General features: G+C 59.3%; 16 protein-coding genes and 3 pseudogenes. 7 read left to right on the top strand and 12 right to left on the bottom strand.

What is annotated here, in order from left to right; translation table 11 throughout:
• Positions 1 to 62: 62 nt before the first annotated feature.
• The 4 genes from gshA to FHS03_RS10300 all read right to left on the bottom strand — a co-directional run bounded on the left by gshA (position 63) and on the right by FHS03_RS10300 (position 4,221).
• Entirely contained in the window at positions 63 to 1,361 is a 1,299-nt protein-coding gene (gene gshA / locus FHS03_RS10315) for a glutamate--cysteine ligase (protein ID WP_176348986.1), read from the bottom strand.
• A 168-nt stretch (positions 1,362 to 1,529) separates the two neighbouring features.
• On the bottom strand, positions 1,530 to 3,104 hold the full coding sequence (locus tag FHS03_RS10310) for an ammonium transporter (protein ID WP_183440910.1): 1,575 nt from the start codon (positions 3,102 to 3,104) through the stop codon (positions 1,530 to 1,532).
• A gap of 11 nt (positions 3,105 to 3,115) precedes the next feature.
• A complete protein-coding gene (locus FHS03_RS10305) occupies positions 3,116 to 3,454 on the bottom strand; it encodes a P-II family nitrogen regulator (RefSeq protein ID WP_050409507.1) in 339 nt (112 codons plus the stop codon).
• An 11-nt stretch (positions 3,455 to 3,465) separates the two neighbouring features.
• Positions 3,466 to 4,221, bottom strand: a complete 756-nt coding sequence (locus tag FHS03_RS10300; protein WP_183440909.1) for a TorF family putative porin — start codon at positions 4,219 to 4,221, stop codon at positions 3,466 to 3,468.
• A gap of 203 nt (positions 4,222 to 4,424) precedes the next feature.
• Here FHS03_RS10300 and FHS03_RS10295 point away from each other — a divergent pair, with 203 nt between their 5' ends.
• On the top strand, positions 4,425 to 4,670 hold the full coding sequence (locus FHS03_RS10295; protein WP_050412521.1) for an accessory factor UbiK family protein: 246 nt from the start codon (positions 4,425 to 4,427) through the stop codon (positions 4,668 to 4,670).
• Between the two features lie 54 nt (positions 4,671 to 4,724).
• On the opposite strand, the gene FHS03_RS10290 is transcribed toward FHS03_RS10295, so the two are convergent.
• Together FHS03_RS10290 and FHS03_RS10285 are read right to left on the bottom strand one after the other, a co-directional pair.
• Positions 4,725 to 5,090 (bottom strand): hypothetical protein, encoded by a 366-nt coding sequence (locus tag FHS03_RS10290; protein ID WP_183440908.1) that lies wholly within the window; start codon positions 5,088 to 5,090, stop codon positions 4,725 to 4,727.
• Positions 5,091 to 5,176: 86 nt separating this feature from the next.
• The gene (locus FHS03_RS10285) at positions 5,177 to 6,100 is read right to left on the bottom strand and encodes a LysR family transcriptional regulator (protein WP_183440907.1); all 924 of its coding nucleotides are present in this window, start codon (positions 6,098 to 6,100) and stop codon (positions 5,177 to 5,179) included.
• 103 nt (positions 6,101 to 6,203) lie between these two features.
• Between FHS03_RS10285 and FHS03_RS10280 the strand changes: the two are divergent.
• The 4 genes and pseudogenes from FHS03_RS10280 to FHS03_RS10265 form a co-directional block, all read left to right on the top strand.
• Positions 6,204 to 6,559, top strand: a pseudogene (locus FHS03_RS10280) (MFS transporter); the annotation flags it as partial.
• A 163-nt stretch (positions 6,560 to 6,722) separates the two neighbouring features.
• Complete coding sequence (gene dkgB / locus FHS03_RS10275; protein WP_183440906.1) at positions 6,723 to 7,529, top strand: 2,5-didehydrogluconate reductase DkgB; 807 nt, start codon at positions 6,723 to 6,725, stop codon at positions 7,527 to 7,529.
• Between the two features lie 64 nt (positions 7,530 to 7,593).
• Positions 7,594 to 8,703: an alkene reductase gene (locus FHS03_RS10270; protein ID WP_183440905.1), complete on the top strand. Its 1,110-nt coding sequence runs from the start codon at positions 7,594 to 7,596 to the stop codon at positions 8,701 to 8,703.
• Positions 8,704 to 8,862: 159 nt separating this feature from the next.
• A pseudogene (locus FHS03_RS10265) lies at positions 8,863 to 9,726 on the top strand (YifB family Mg chelatase-like AAA ATPase); the annotation flags it as partial.
• 70 nt (positions 9,727 to 9,796) lie between these two features.
• Here FHS03_RS10265 and FHS03_RS28630 read toward each other — a convergent pair.
• From FHS03_RS28630 to FHS03_RS10250, 4 genes and pseudogenes are all read right to left on the bottom strand, one after another.
• Positions 9,797 to 10,128: pseudogene (locus FHS03_RS28630) on the bottom strand (TrlF family ATPase); the annotation flags it as partial.
• A gap of 19 nt (positions 10,129 to 10,147) precedes the next feature.
• Positions 10,148 to 10,936: a metallophosphoesterase family protein gene (locus tag FHS03_RS10260; RefSeq protein ID WP_183440903.1), complete on the bottom strand. Its 789-nt coding sequence runs from the start codon at positions 10,934 to 10,936 to the stop codon at positions 10,148 to 10,150.
• 141 nt (positions 10,937 to 11,077) lie between these two features.
• Positions 11,078 to 11,614 (bottom strand): hypothetical protein, encoded by a 537-nt coding sequence (locus FHS03_RS10255; protein ID WP_183440902.1) that lies wholly within the window; start codon positions 11,612 to 11,614, stop codon positions 11,078 to 11,080.
• Positions 11,615 to 11,665: 51 nt separating this feature from the next.
• Positions 11,666 to 12,067, bottom strand: coding sequence for a hypothetical protein (locus tag FHS03_RS10250; RefSeq protein WP_183440901.1), 402 nt, complete (start codon positions 12,065 to 12,067; stop codon positions 11,666 to 11,668).
• A 179-nt stretch (positions 12,068 to 12,246) separates the two neighbouring features.
• Between FHS03_RS10250 and FHS03_RS10245 the strand changes: the two genes are divergently transcribed.
• Positions 12,247 to 12,480, top strand: coding sequence for a helix-turn-helix domain-containing protein (locus FHS03_RS10245; protein WP_183440900.1), 234 nt, complete (start codon positions 12,247 to 12,249; stop codon positions 12,478 to 12,480).
• A gap of 88 nt (positions 12,481 to 12,568) precedes the next feature.
• Here FHS03_RS10245 and FHS03_RS10240 read toward each other — a convergent pair whose 3' ends face one another.
• On the bottom strand, positions 12,569 to 13,138 hold the full coding sequence (locus FHS03_RS10240) for a dUTP diphosphatase (RefSeq protein WP_371871656.1): 570 nt from the start codon (positions 13,136 to 13,138) through the stop codon (positions 12,569 to 12,571).
• A gap of 249 nt (positions 13,139 to 13,387) precedes the next feature.
• Here FHS03_RS10240 and FHS03_RS10235 point away from each other — a divergent pair, with 249 nt between their 5' ends.
• Positions 13,388 to 14,299 (top strand): three-Cys-motif partner protein TcmP, encoded by a 912-nt coding sequence (locus FHS03_RS10235; protein WP_183440898.1) that lies wholly within the window; start codon positions 13,388 to 13,390, stop codon positions 14,297 to 14,299.
• Positions 14,300 to 14,537: 238 nt separating this feature from the next.
• Here the strand turns inward: FHS03_RS10235 and tcmP are convergent.
• Positions 14,538 to 15,555, bottom strand: a 1,018-nt coding sequence (tcmP, locus tag FHS03_RS10230) for a three-Cys-motif partner protein TcmP (protein ID WP_221208106.1), incomplete at its 5' end; no start/stop codon positions are given.

Below are 15,555 nucleotides of genomic sequence, written 5' to 3'. Positions count from 1 at the left end.
TTAGCCGAGATTCCCAAGCGGCATCGGCGGGCGCCCGCGCTGGCGCGCCCCCGGCCTGCGCCTTAATACACTTCGGGGTTCGGGTCGGTGCGTTCCATTTCCAGCGAAGCGGCCAGCAAGGCCAGGCGCGCCACCACGCCATACACGTAGAAGCGGTTCGGCGCGGCGGTGCCCGGCTTGGCTTTCAGGTCCGGCACGGCGTGCTGCTGGGCGAAGGCCAGCGGCACGTATTCGGAACCGGGCGCGTTCAGGTTCTGGTCCACGCCACGCTCGGCGTGCACGCGGTAGAAGCCGCCCACCACGTAGCGGTCGATCATATACACCACCGGCTCGGCCACCGCATCCTTGATGCTCTCGAAGGTCGGCACGCCCTCCTGGATATTCAGGTCGGTGACAGCCTTGCCGTCCTTGATGACGAACATCTTCTCGCGCTGCGCCTGGCTCAGGTCTTTCAGTTCGGCCGCGTCGCGGATGCTGATGATGCCCTTGCCGTAGGTGCCGGCGTCCGGCTTGATGATGACGAAGGGCTTTTCCTTGATGCCATATTCCTTGTGCTTCTTGCGGATCTTGGCCAGCAGGGTGTCGACATTGGCGGCCAGGGCTTCCTGCCCCTCCCCGCTCTGGTAGTCGACCTGCTCGCATTTGGCGTGGAAGGGATTAAGCATCCACGGGTCGACGCCAATCAGCTTGCCGAACTTCTTCACCACCTCGTCGTAGGCGGTGAAGTGGTTGCTCTTGCGGCGCAGCGCCCAGCCGGCGTGCAGCGGCGGCAGCAGGCTCTGTTCATGGATATTCTCCAGGATCGAGGGAATGCCGGCCGACAGGTCGTTGTTCAGCAGGATGGTGCAGGGATCGAAGTCCTTCAGGCCCAGACGGCGGCCATTGGGGGAGCGCAGCAGCGGCTCGACCACCAGCATATTCCCGTCCGGCAGCGCCAGCGGCGTCGGCTGGGTCACTTGCGGATCGAGAGAGCCGAGGCGCACATGCAGGCCGGTCTGGCGGAAGATCTGCATCAGGCGCGCCACGTTCTGCCAATAGGTCGGGTGGCGCTGATGGATTTCCGGGATCATCAGCAGATTGCGCGCGTCGGGACAGTATTTGTCGATGGCGGCCATGGCCGCCTGCACCGACAGCGGCAGCATCTCGGTGGCCAGGTGGTTGAAGCCGCCGGGGAAAAGATTGGTGTCCACCGGCGCCAGCTTGTAGCCGGCATTGCGCAGGTCCACCGAGCAGTAGAACGGCGGCGTGTGTTCCTGCCACTCCAGACGGAACCAGCGCTCAATGGCCGGCGTCGCGGCCAGGATTTTTTCTTCGAGATCGAGCAGCGGTCCAGTCAAGGCCGTGACGAGGTGGGGAACCATGCTTACATCCTTGTCAATAAACGGGTGCGGTTAATAACGCATCAAACGACGCACCTAGCGAATTCACCAGATTGGGGCAAAACATGCAATTAAAAGCCTTCAAATGCAAAAAAGGCGCCCTGGTGCGGGGCGCCTTGAACGAACCGCGCAAGGGCGGTCCGGCTGTGCTCAGGAATGGTAGGCCGATTCGCCGTGGCTGGTGATATCCAGGCCTTCGCGCTCCTCTTCTTCCGGCACGCGCAGGCCGATCACCATATCCACCAGTTTGTATGCAATAAAGGCAACAACGGCGGACCAGACGATGGTGATGCCCACCGCCGTGGCCTGGGTCGTTACCTGGCCGGCGATCGAATAGTCAGCCGATGCCTTGTTGGCAACATAATCCCATACGCCCTGGCCACCGAGCGACGGCGCGGCAAACACGCCGGTCAGGATGGCGCCGAGAATACCACCTACCCCGTGCACGCCGAACACATCGAGCGAATCGTCAGCGCCAATCAGGCGTTTCAGTCCATTCACGCCCCACAGGCAGATAATACCAGCCAGCAAGCCGATGACCAAGGCGCCCATCGGGCCGACGTAGCCGCAAGCCGGGGTGATGGCCACCAGACCGGCCACCGCGCCCGACGCCGCGCCCAGCATGGAGGGCTTGCCTTTCAAAATCCATTCGCCGAACAGCCAGGAGGTGGCGGCGGCGGCCGTCGCCAGCAAGGTGTTGATGAAGGCCAGGGCGGCGATGTCGCCCGCTTCCAGCGCCGAACCGGCGTTGAAGCCGAACCAGCCCACCCACAGCAGCGAGGCGCCGACCATGGTCAGGGTCAGGGAATGCGGCGCCATGGACTCGCGGCCATAGCCGATGCGCTTGCCGATCAGGATAGCGCCGATGATGCCCGCCACAGCGGCGTTGATGTGCACCACGGTGCCGCCCGCGAAGTCGAGCGCGCCCTTCTGCCAGATGAAGCCTGCCTTGGCCGTTTCCGTGGCCAGGGCGTTGGCGTCGGTGATGGCGTCCGGGCCGGTCCAGAACCAGACCATATGCGCCACCGGCAGATAGGAGAAGGTGAACCACAGCACGACGAAGGCCAGCACCGCGCTGAATTTGGCGCGTTCGGCGAAGGCGCCGACAATCAGACCGCAAGTGATGGCGGCGAACGTGCCCTGGAAGGCGACGTAGATGAACTCGGGGATCACCACGCCCTTGCTGAAGGTGGCGGCGGTCGTAAAGGCGCCCTTGGCCGGATCGTAGATGCCCGCCAGCAGGGCGCGGCCGCCGCTGCCGAAGAAGGCGTTGCCCTCGGTGAAGGCAAGCGAGTAGCCGTACAAGCACCACAGCACGATGATCAGCGAGAAGATCATGAAGACCTGCAGCAGCACCGACAGCATATTCTTGGTGCGTACCAGGCCGCCATAGAACAGTGCCAGCCCGGGGATGGTCATCAGGATCACCAGCAGGGTGGCGACGAACATCCAGGCGGTGTCGCCCTTGTTCGGCGTGGGCGCCGGCGCGGCGGCGGATGCAGGAGCCGGGACTGCCGCCGCTGGGCTGGCGGCGGGCGCCGTAGCAGCAGCGGCAGCAGCAGCCGGCGCAGCATCGGCCGGGGGCATGGCTGGCGCGGCGGCCGTGGTCTCAGCCGGGACTGCCGCGGCGGCCGGTTTGGCATCCTGCGCCGGCGCGGCATGGAAGAAGCCCAGCGCCAGCACGACCGCCATCCCCGCGAAAACTGTTTTTATAGTTTTTTTCATTCAGATTCCCCTTAGAGCGCATCGTTGCCGGTTTCGCCGGTACGGATGCGGATAACTTGTTCCAGGTTGTAGACGAAGATCTTGCCGTCGCCGATCTTGCCGGTGCGCGCGGCGCGCTCGATGGCCTCGATGGCCTGGTCGACGATGGCGTCGTCCACGGCCGCCTCGATCTTGGTCTTGGGCAGAAAGTCGACCACGTATTCCGCGCCGCGATACAGCTCGGTATGGCCTTTCTGGCGGCCGAAGCCCTTCACCTCGGTCACGGTGATGCCTTGCACATTGATGTTGGAGAGCGCTTCGCGCACCTCATCCAATTTGAAGGGCTTGATAATGGCGGTGATCATTTTCATTTGGGCCTCGCTTAGAAGATTTTCGAAATCGTGAAGACGGCGCCGCCCTTGCCCAGGTTCTTGCCGTCGCGGCCCACATAGGCTTCGGTGTTGGTGCCCACATAGGCCAGGGCCAGCGTGGCGACGCCGAAGTCCTTGCTGACACCCACCTTCCAGTCGGTATAGCTGGACGCGCCATTGTTTTTCACGCGCTGGCGGCCCACATGCAGGTTGAGGGTATAGCCTTGGTAGACGTCGTAGTTGATGGCGCCATCCAGATAGCCGCTGTTCTTGCTGTCGGCAAAACCGAACAGATTGGTCAGCGAATGCGAATACTTGAGCGTGGCCGGGCCGAAACCGATCTGGCCATACAGCTCAAAGGTGTTCGCGCTCGGATGCAGCTTATTGGAAGGATAGATATAGCCCAGGCCACCGACGTCGTAGCTGACGTCCTTGGCGATTTCGCCGCGCTTGCCGGCATAGACATCGGCCTCAATGCTGCCGTCGCCATTGGCATCCTTGATCCACTTGATGGTGGAGAGCCAGGCGCCGGCATACAAGCCGCTGGGGTTATTCACCCAGTCCGCGCCGCCTTGCAGCGCGGGTTTCAGGCGCGTTTGCGAGATACCGCGGTAACGGTAATCGCTGGTCACGGCCAGATTGTAGGAGAACTCGTTGTCCGGTTTCGCCTCGGGTGCGGCTTGCTGCGCATGGGCCAGGCCTGCTCCAAAAGTTGCCAGGGCAAGCAATGCGGAGGCGAGAGTCAGGTTCATGGTCTTATATTTCATGGCGATTTCCTTTGGATGAACTTTTAATGCGGTTTAAAATTCAGGGGATCGACAAGCTTCACCACGACTCATTAGCAGAATGCGTGCCAGCAAGTGTTGACACGCGGACAGCTGATTACATAGCAATTTTGCATTGTTTCGCACCAAATGGATGCTGGAATCGCACTGGCGTGGTGCAAATCCAACCAAAGCACGGAATGACCATGGACATGAACAACTTCTTTAATGACTTGCAAAGCAAGATCAATCAGGCCATCGAAAACTCGCCGGCCAAAGACATCGAAAAAAACGTGAAGGCGATGATGACCCAGGGCTTCGCCAAACTCGATCTGGTCACGCGCGAGGAATTCGAAATTCAGGCGCAAGTGCTGGCCAAGACCCGCGCCCGCCTGGAACTGGTGGAAGCCCGCCTGGCCGAAATCGAAGCCAAACTGGCGGATGAGAAGTAAGCAGAGAGAATTGCCCCGCGATGGCGCAGACGCGCCATCCATTTCAGTGCAGGCTCAAGGCAGAGGACAATCGGCGCTAAGCTGCTCATGCAGCACGCCGTCGATGCTGTCGTCGCCCGCAATCACCAGGCGCCCCGCGCCGACCGGCCGCTCGTCGTCGGCACGCCAGACCACGTTGGCAAAGGCCGAACGCCCTTCCCCGATCACATACACCTGATGCAGCGTGCAGCTGACGCCTGCGCCTTTTTCTATGCTTTTATGACGCAGGGGAACAATGCGCTGCACGCCGCCAAAGAGATGCTCCGATTGCCGGATCAAGGCGGCGGCCTGCGCGTATTCGTCGCAGAAAAGGATTTCCCAGCACATGCCGCCAAGCACGGCGAACACAAAACCGCTGAGAACGATAAGACTTTTTTTCATGCTAGGTCTTCCAGCCGATTTACAAACATTTCTGGAATGAAATAGCAGTGTACCCGTTTAGCGCAACTTTGTCAAAGTTGCAATAATTACTCCATCCACTGCGCCGCGCTTCGCGAAGGGTGCTTGCCGCCCAGCGCCTCGGTCAAATAGCTGACGAAGGAGGTGATGCGCGAGGACAGCGCCGTGTTGCGGTAGTAGACGGCGTGAATCGGCTGGCGCACATCCTGCGTGTGGCGCGCCAGGATCTGCACCAGCTGCCCGGTGGCGCGATCCTGCTCGGTCATGAAGTCCGACAGGCAGACGATGCCGGCGCCGTCGAGCGCCAGCTGGCGCAGCGTTTCGCCGCTCGATGAGCTGATCGCGGGCGTGATGCGCAGCGGCTCGCCATCGGTACCGAGGATGGGCCAGACATTCAGCGACTCGGGCTGGGTGAAGCCGAGCAGCGCGTGCTTGGCCAGATCCTCGGCCTTGCGCGGCGTGCCGTGGGCATCGAGATATGCCCGGCTGGCCAGGATGCGCACCCGGCTGCTGCCGATCGGGCGGCTGTGCAGGGTGGAGTCCTTCAGGCGGCCGATGCGGATGGCGACGTCGGTGCGCCGCTCCAGCAGGTCGATGATGCCTTCATTGCTGTTCAACTCCAATTCCACCTGCGGGAAGCGCTCGCGGTAGCCGCGCACCAGCGGCACCACCACATGCAGCATGAAGGGTGAGGCGGCATCGACCCGCAAGCGGCCGGACGGCAGCTCGCGCCGCGCCAACATCTGCTCCTCCGCGTTTTCAACCGAGGCGATGATGGCGCGCGCGTTCAACAGGAAGGCATGGCCCTCCTCCGTCAGTTCCAGGCGGCGCGTGGTACGGCGCAGCAGCGTGGTGGCCAGCTTCTCCTCCAGCCGCCCCAGCGTGCGGCTGGTGGCCGACACGGTGAGGCCGAGCTGCTGCGCGGCGGCGGTGATGGAACCGGAATCCACCACGGCGGTAAAGGCCTGGAGTTCGTCGAGCGTGATTTTCATTTTTGATTTCAAATCAAGATAATTTCGCTTATCTACTAGTTTTTCTGCAAAAGTATAGCAGCTAGACTGCGCTCCATTCCTCATCAAACCATGGATGCCCAGCATGCCACTTGCTCTTCTCGCACTGACCATCAGCGCTTTCGCCATCGGCACCACCGAATTCGTGATCGTGGCGCTCGCCCGGTTATGAATCGCTGATCGTGGCACGCATTCTTACCGGTCTGGCGCACGGCGTATTCTTCTCGGTCGGCGCCATCATCGCCACGACGCTGGTGCCGAAGGAAAAAACCGCCAGCACCATCGCCACCATGTTCAGCGGCATGACGGTGGCCTTTGTCGCCGGCATCCCGCTCGGCACCTTCATCGGCCAGCACTTCGGCTGGCGCGCCGGCGCCACTGCTGCGTCAACTCAGCGTGCTGACGCAACCACGCCTGCTGCTGGTGTACGCGACCGCCGCCCGCTGGACGAGACGCTGGCGAAGATCGGGGCCGAGGTTCTTCCGGTTTTCCATATTTGATCTGAAATCAAATATTTTTGACTTTTAACAGCGTTTATCTCATCAGAAATCAAGTCCAGAATACTGGCAGATCACAACGATCCATTCAATTCAAGGAGCACATAGTGAGCACTATCCCCGCCTTCGGCCTCGGCACCTTCCGCCTGCAAGACCAGGTTGTCATCGACTCGGTCAGCAACGGCCTGGAACTGGGCTACCGCGCCATCGACACCGCCCAGATCTACGGCAATGAAGCCGAAGTTGGCGCCGCGATCGCCGCGTCCGGCGTGCGCCGCGAAGACCTGTTCCTGACCACCAAAATCTGGGTCGACAACTACAGCCCCGAGAAGCTGGTGCCGAGCCTGAAGGAAAGCCTGGCCAAGCTGCGCACCGACTATATCGACCTGACCCTGATCCACTGGCCGGCCCCCGGCAATGGCGTGGAGGTCGAAACCTTCATGAAGGCGCTGGCCGAAGCCAAGGCGCAAGGCCTGACGCGCCAGATCGGCATCTCGAACTTCAATATCGAGCTGACCAAGCAAGCCATCGCCGCCGTCGGCAAGGATGCCATCGCCACCAACCAGATCGAACTCAGCCCCTACCTGCAAAATCGCGCCCTGGTCGAATTCCTGCAAAGCGAAGGCATCCACGTCACCTCCTACATGACGCTCGCTTACGGCAAGGTGTTGAGCGATCCGGTGGTCGGCGCCATCGCGCAACGCCTGAACGCAACCCCGGCCCAGGTGGTACTGGCATGGGCGCTGCAACTGGGTTACTCGGTGATTCCATCGTCCACCAAGCGCGAGAACCTCGCCAGCAATCTGCTGGCGCAAACGCTGCGCCTGGGCGCCGAAGACATGGCGCAGATCTCCGCGCTTGAGCGCAACGGCCGCGAAGTCGATCCAGCCGGCCTCGCGCCGCAGTGGGACTGATCGCAGCACCACTCTCCGTCAACCGTCCGCGGCCCACGGGCCGCGGCAATTCCAGGACCACATCATGACCCAGGACACCTTGTTCCAACCGCTGCAACTCGGCGCGCTGACCCTGCCGAACCGCATCGTCATGCCGCCGATGACACGATCTCGCGCCAGCCAACCCGGTGACGAAGCCAATGAGCTGATGGCCGCCTACTACGCGCAGCGCGCCAGCGCCGGCCTGATCGTCAGCGAAGGCACGAACATCGCACCGCTCGGCAAAGGCTATGCGTGGACGCCCGGCGTGCACACGCCAGCGCAAGTGGCCGGCTGGCGCAAGGTGACCGACGCCGTGCATGCGGCCGGCGGCCGCATCTTCGCCCAGCTCTGGCACGTCGGCCGCTTGAGCCATACCAGCCTGCTGGGTGGGCAGCAGCCGGTATCCTCCTCGCCGCTGCAGGCCAAAGGCGTGAATGTCTTCATCGCCGGCGACGACGGCAGCACGCCGGGCTTCGTCCAGGCCTCCGAGCCGCGCGCCCTCAGCGTGGCGGAAATCGCCGAAGTCGTGGAGCAGTACCGCGCCGCCGCCCGCAATGCGCTGGCCGCCGGCTTCGACGGCGTGGAACTGCATGGCGCCAACGGCTATCTGGTGAACCAGTTTATCGATTCGAATGCCAACACCCGCACTGACGCCTACGGCGGCTCGCTGGAGAACCGCCTGCGCTTCCTCGGCGAAGTGGCACAGGCGCTGATCGCGGCCATGGGCGACGCCTCGCGCGTCGGCATCCGCCTGGCGCCGCTGACCACGCAAAACGGCTGCGTCGACGACGATCCGGAAACCACCTATCTCGCGGCGGCCAAACTGCTGGGCGAACTGGGCGTCGGCTACATCCATATCGCGGAAGCCGACTGGGACGATGCGCCGCTGATGCCGCTGGAATTCAAATGGAAGCTGCGCGAGGTGTATTCCGGCGTGCTGATTTATGCCGGCAAATACACGGCGGAACGCGCCCGCGAAGCGCTGGCCGCAGGCTGGGCCGACCTGATCGCCTTTGGCCGCCCCTTCGTCGCCAATCCCGACCTGCCCGAGCGCCTGCGCACCGGCGCCCCGCTGGCCCAGCACGACCGCGCCACGCTGTTCGGCGGCGGCGCTGCCGGCCTGACCGACTATCCGGCGCTGGCCGCGGCCTGAAAGCGGCAGTCGCGGCAAGCCTGACAGACTTGCAATGATCGCCGACAAACGGAGTCCATATTTGCGGATGGGCTCCGTTCTGTTTTTGCGGCAGCGCAAAGCCGGCAGCGGGCGCGCTTTTACGATAGCCGGACACTGTTCCCGTCTGGAGGTAAACCGATGAGCCTCGCCGTTCTGCGCAGCCGCGCCTTGGCCGGCATGGACGCCCCCGAAGTCGGCGTCGAAGTGCATCTGGCAAACGGCCTGCCCGCCTTCCATATCGTCGGCCTGGCCGAAACCGAAGTGAAGGAGGCGCGCGACAGGGTGCGTGCGGCGATCCAAAATGCGGGCTATGAAATGCCTGCCCAGCGCATCACCGTCAGCCTGGCTCCGGCCGATCTGCCAAAAGAGTCGGGCCGCTTCGACCTGCCTATCGCCATCGGCATTCTGGCCGCATCGGGCCAGATTCCCACGCGCGGCCTGGAACAATATGAATTCGCCGGCGAACTCTCCCTGACGGGCGCCCTGCGCCCCATACGCGGCGCGCTGGCGATGGCCTTCGCCATGCGGCGCAAGCAGACCAGCAAGACACGGGCATTCATCCTGCCGCTGGAAAATGCCGAGGAAGCGGCGTTGGTGAGCGAAGCGCTGATCCACCCTGCCCGCTCGCTGTCACAGGTGTGCAGCCATCTTTGCGCCGTGACCGAGGAGGGGCGCCTGCCGCGCCATATTGCGGCGGCCTTGCCGCTGCCCCCCTGCTATCCCGACTTTGCCGAAGTCAAAGGCCAACGCGTGGCCAAGCGCGCGCTGGAAATCGCGGCGGCCGGCGGCCACTCGATCTTGCTGGTCGGCCCACCCGGCAGCGGCAAGACCATGCTGGCCAGCCGCTTCGCCGGCCTGCTGCCGCAGATGACGGATGAAGAGGCGCTGGAGGCAGCGGCGGTACAATCGCTGAGCGGCAAGTTCCAGGCCGCGCTGTGGAAGGTGCGGCCCTATCGCGCGCCCCACCATACCTCGTCAGGCGTGGCCCTGGTTGGCGGCGGCAGCTGTAAAAATTCAAATTAAATGAGAATGTTCAAATTAAATGAGAACGTTCGAATTCGGTGAGAAAACCTAAGTTATCCTCGGGCTGATCAATAATAAGCGGCTTATCGCTGTTCGCGGAAAGCATCAACGCAAGGAGGATAGACTGCTGCTGGCCAAGTGAAGCTTCGAGAATTCACGCCGAACGGTTCGTGGCTCGCCCGCGTCGTCGAAAACCTGTTTGCTAACCTGTAGCTTCGGAACGTCATACAGCGCAACACGCTCGAGCGCAAAGCGAATCGATGGAGGGGAGAGCCGTTCCAATACTCCCCTTGCCTCAGCGGCGTCGAAGGCTTATGCGCCGTCTTTAGTCCGCAATTCTGTCAGCGGTGTGGGGTCGTTTGCTTCGATCGACTCAAGCAATTAGACCAGCTTGGCGATCTCAGCCATCCGGTAACTCAACAATGAACGAGGGATCAAACTGCGCATTCTGGGCGCCGCCATCACGGTTAATATAGCCGCACGGATTGCATACGACCCGACATTTGCCAATTCGGTAGTCCATTGTTTCATGCATATGTCCGTGTACCCAGAGATCGGCTTGCGCGACTAAGTCCTCCATCTGAGATGCGTAAGCTGCAGACGACAAATCGCTCCGGTATTGCCCCGGAACAGAGCGCATTGATGGGGCCATATGTGTGATCACCACAGTGCTGCCAGCGAACGGCTCTGCAAGCTTCTTTTTGATCCAAGACTTGTGCGCCGCGTGGAGTTGCGCCGTATCAGCTGCACGCAGCTTCCTATACCCTTTCTTCGCCAGGCGAATACGCTTGTAATCGGTCATGGCTGATTCCGCCTCACGCATTGCGTCGGCCCGTGTATCATCGCCAAACAGCTTGAAGTCGGTCCACAAAGTCGCACCTATAAATCGAACGCTGCCATGGATGTACTCGCTGCAGTTCAAAAAATGTACGGTGGGGGCTCCCATACAGGCGGCCTCAATGTCATCCTGGATGTCGTCAAGATTTTTACCGTACGCTTCGTGGTTGCCTGACACATAGAGAACAGGGGTGCCAGCGAATGCGTCGGTGGCCCACTGCACAGCTTTGACGCCACTGCTGATGTCGCCGGCCAGTACGACTATGTCGGGACGACTGAGCGTTAAATCGATTTGTGGCGCTTTTTCACGCCACAGCTCATGGTGGAGATCTGACAGTATCAGTAGGCGCATCGATCAGCTTGTATGAATTGGAAAGGCGGGTGCGGCTCAGTGCACTCGACCGGAGGCTGTGTTGGACGCATGTGTCCACGTACCCGGCCGATACTGAGATATTAGCCGCATAGGTAGCGCATGCCCCGCGTCTTCGGCGGATTATGAGTTCAGCACAGCGTTCATGCGGGCCAACCACAGCTCAGCAGTGGCGTGATCGTACAAGCGGATTTTATAGAGAGGCTGCTGCGCGTTGCGCGTCTTGAAAACAAGGACGTTCTCGGTCTTCGACAGCTGGCCATTACTATTCGATTTGGTGACCCACTGGTGCTCGCACCCGAGGATGTCAGCCCGGTCATAGACTTGATAGGACATGGTGGCCGGCGTAACAAAAACAACTTTTCCAGACACCGAGTCAACTGCAAGCTCGCGACGGAGCTCTAAATCTGCCTTGATGCCATGCTTTTCCAAATGTGCTTTTGCGGTTGCGAAGCTTGTCTTGAGGCTGGAATGCCGCCGCACGCCTCTGATGGCCGCTATTACGGCAAAGCCCGCGATCGACGCGAGCACAACCGTACTCGTGTCGTCTGATAATGCCTGGGCCACACAGCCAGGAAGAGCAACAAAAACCGCGAGGTCAATCAGCCCAATAGTTTTGGCGAGCGGTACTGTCGTGTATTGGATAGTCTCAAATGCCATAAGCTGCTACCTTAAAAATGCCGACCTCACGGCTTGGTCGGCGTTATTGCGTTAGTGTGGGCCCGACGACGGAAGCGAGTAAGCAAGGCCGGTTCTGTTGGTGAGGATCTTTCCCATCGTCAGATGAAGAGCACGCTCCAGATCGTCTTTTTCAACGTCGGAAACGGCCACGTTATGCAGCTCTAGGGTCTTCAGGCGGTAGACCTTCCTATTGGTATCCAAGGTATGTCGGAAGAGATCAATATCGGACTTAGCCCACATGTGAAGATCCGCCAAACTGTCGATCCATCCTTCCAGGCGAAGGATCATGCGGTCTTGGGCCTGAAGGACGGCCTCCAGTGGCGGCCCACGTCGACGGAGGCTGTCGTTGAGTGCTTCTTGCAATTGCTGGAAGCGTAAAGAAAAGGCGGTTTTTGTCAGGTCTACGCAGGGCAGAGATTTTCTATTGCTCATCCGTCGATCATTTTGGCTGCTGCAGCGGTGCCATCTAAAACAGGAGAAGACGGTCGGTTGATGGCAAACGACGCTATTTTTCGGAAAACCTGCCGGCAGCGCTGGAATTTACCAATATATTGTGAAGACTAAATGATAGCCGAAGCCCACCATTTCTACCAATATATTGGGAGAAATGTTTGGATCCAGGCGTCGCATTCGGTCAGGTTCTTCGTGCGTTAAGACGAGATGCAGGGTTGTCGCAAGAACAACTCGCGTTCGCAGCCGAGATCGAGCGAAATTTCGTGAGCCTGATCGAGAGAGGCGTCAACCAGCCATCCATTCGCGTAATATTCAAACTTGCCCAAGCGTTGGGGCTGCCGCCATCAAAAATGATTTTTTTGGTCGAAGAAAAGTTAGAAAGCTCTGCATAGGCCGGCGCATGGCGTTCAAGCTGCCGTAGAGCATGCCGATGATGCGCCAGGGACGATGAAGTCAGGTTACGGCGGCGTTTGAATAGGCTTAAGCTTTAGTTGCCGCACTACACGCAGCCTGATAACGCTCCGCAAGTTGACGCTTGAGGTCATCGCTAAAGTTAGCGCTCGCAGAATCGAGGGAGGTCGTGATTTCTGCCAAATGAACATTATCTTCCTGCCCGAACCACTCTTCCACGTAACTACCATCTGTATAGCCGTGTTCTTGCCGAAAGATATTGAGGACATTTTTTGATACGTACTGGACGTACACTTGGTTCCAAGTCATATTCATCGCACGAAAACAAGCTTCTAGCACACGCAATTCGCTGCGCCGCACCGACGCCAATCCGGCCAGCAACTCAAACAGCGAACGCGGGTCATCATCGAGCAGATGGGCCTTACCATCGAATTGCACCGATGTCTGATGCGGCTTCGAGACTGCCACAAGACGCTCAGCCGCCAGCTCAATATCACCCTTTGCCTGAACCAGCTCGTGTGAAAGCAGGAAATGGAGGATGTCGATCAGCTCAATGGAAGCTTGAGCTTCATCGGCTACCTGCTTTTTCCACCACTTCCAGCCAAGATGGTCTAGCGCCTCGCCCACTTCTACGACAATTGCTCGGAGAAATGGATAACCGCCCCCCCCTAACTGATGGCGGGAAATTATGAGTCAACCAATCAAGAATAAACTACAGATTTCAGCCTGTACCATTATCCTATCGCATATCAATTCTTCGCAAATTCCAGCGAACACAAAATTATTCGCTCACGACGAAAAGTAAGACAATCGGGATGTAGAATAGTGGCCTCCTAGTGTTCACCCACTGAAATTTCCAAAGCAAAACACACTTTAACAATCAAGGCGATGACAAAGCACTCATTCGGAGGTCCTTGGACATACATCAAGCTGGAGCTACTCGAACGCTACCTCACCTTTTTCAACACGGCTTTGCAGCGACGTCCCACGCCAGAATCGCCGTTTTCTAGGGTGTATATCGATGCGTTTGCCGGGACGGGGGAGTGTGAAATCAAGCTACCGAATGGGACGCTATCTACCATTCGCGGATCGGCGAGAATCGCCATAGAAACATCTCCCGCATTCAATCAGGTCCACCTGATCGACCTCAAGGCCAAGCATGTCGCGGAGCTGCAAGCGCTAGCGGCTTCCCAGGCACAGACCACTGTTATCGTGCACAAGCAAGATGCCAACTTGGCTCTGCAAGCGATCTTGTCCAAGCTGAACTGGCGGAATACCCGAGGCGTGTTGTTCCTGGACCCATACGGCATGCACGTTCAATGGAGCACGCTGGAAAGGATTGCCGCCACGCGCGCCTTGGACGTGTGGTATCTCTTCCCGCTGAGCGGTGTATACCGCCAAGCGGCCAAGGACTTCACTAAGGTGGATGAGAGCAAGGCTGCATCGCTTGATAGCGTGCTTGGGACAACGACCTGGCGGCAAGCGTTCTACGAGCAACCAGCTCAGCGTAGCTGTTTAGAAGATAATGGGCCTGCAATACGCACATCAGGTCCCGCGCAGATAGCGACATTTGTGCATACCCGGCTCAGCGAGCTGTTCAAAGGTTGGGTAAGCGAGCCCATCTTCTTACCAGAAAACGGGCCGCCGATCTTTGCTTTATTCTTCGCGGTATCGAACCCTTCGGACGTAGCCATTACGCTGTCGAAAAAGGGAGCAGATCACTTATTCTCTATGCTCAAGAATAAGAAGATTGGAAAAAGCCTCAACTCAATAGAGCATAACCAGAAAAATTTATTCTAGCCGAGGGGCAGCCGGAATAAAGCAGAGCATGACACATAATCTCAAAAATAATAAATGAGCACCCGCTTATGCGCTGTGAAAGGTAAAACGGCCGTGGCGCAGATATACTTCCCTCGCAACACATCCACCTTGGTACTGTGCCACTTCCTGCTTTGTCCCGGCTGCCCCCCCAGCCAACTCATGCCCACTTGATTCCCTTTGACAATCCATCCACGTTAGAAAAACACGACTTTCTATTTCAGAAGAAAAAGCTTTTCTGCGTAGGTGCAATGATCTGATCCGATGTTTTGATCTGTTTGGCAGCCCGGCGTTTCACACCATCCTCGCCAACAATCTCGACAGCGCCATGAGCAACCAGGCGCTCCAGAGCCTCTTGATAGATTTCCCCGGAAGCTGGAGAATCATTGCACGTCGTCGCGTACAGCACGCCATAGCTCACGCCCTCCTCGTGAGCAAACACAACCTTGGGGATTTGCTCCATCAACGTACGGACGCTGGCCTCGCGCGCCAGCGGATCAAACTCGAAGCCCAGCTCGCTCTGGCCGTGGTGCGCCGAATCGAACTTCGGATCGTAGCCCAGCATGTTGAACATGTTCAGGCCCGCACCGCCATAGTGGATGAAGTAGTTCTGGTTCTTCCAGTGCACGTCCGTCATCACGTCGCGCGCTCGATGATGCTGAGACAGGTGGATCAGCCAATAATCGCCATGGCCACTCTTATTCCGAACAAAGAAAGGCGTGTAGTGCTTGGCACCGCACTGCTGCACCAAGCTGGCATAAAGCGTGGATTGGATCAGCAGCCTCCAGTCCTTATCCGAGGCTTTGATCTCGCGCAAGGTGCGCCCGGCCAGCAGATCGGGAAGCTGAAGGCGCTTCAGCCCCGAGTTGAAATTCTTCTCGTCGGCGAAGTTGAGAAAGGAGTCAACCGCAAAAGTCAGGATGACCTCCGCGCCCGGCAGGGTGTTCAGAATTTTCTTGATCAGGCTGGTCGGGACCGCACGATAGCCGAATTGATCCAGGGCGAAGATCGAGCGGCCATTGCGTGGACTCTTCTTCTTGACGAAGTCGATGATAGCCTGGGCCTCGTTCTCGAACTTCCCATGCCGCATGTGGATGTTGCTGCCGATCCGATGGCCGTATCCAGCTTCGCGCAGAACCTTGTCTAGGGAAGCACTGATTAATTCATCAGGCGCTGCTCCGCGCGGCAGTCGGACCTGAGACAATAGCGGCATCCCCACTGTTCGCCATCGGCCATGC

Origin of the sequence: Pseudoduganella violacea (assembly GCF_014191875.1) — a bacterium.
GTDB lineage: Bacteria > Pseudomonadota > Gammaproteobacteria > Burkholderiales > Burkholderiaceae_D > Rugamonas > Rugamonas violacea_A.
This window is presented reverse-complemented; position numbering and strand designations above follow the sequence as displayed.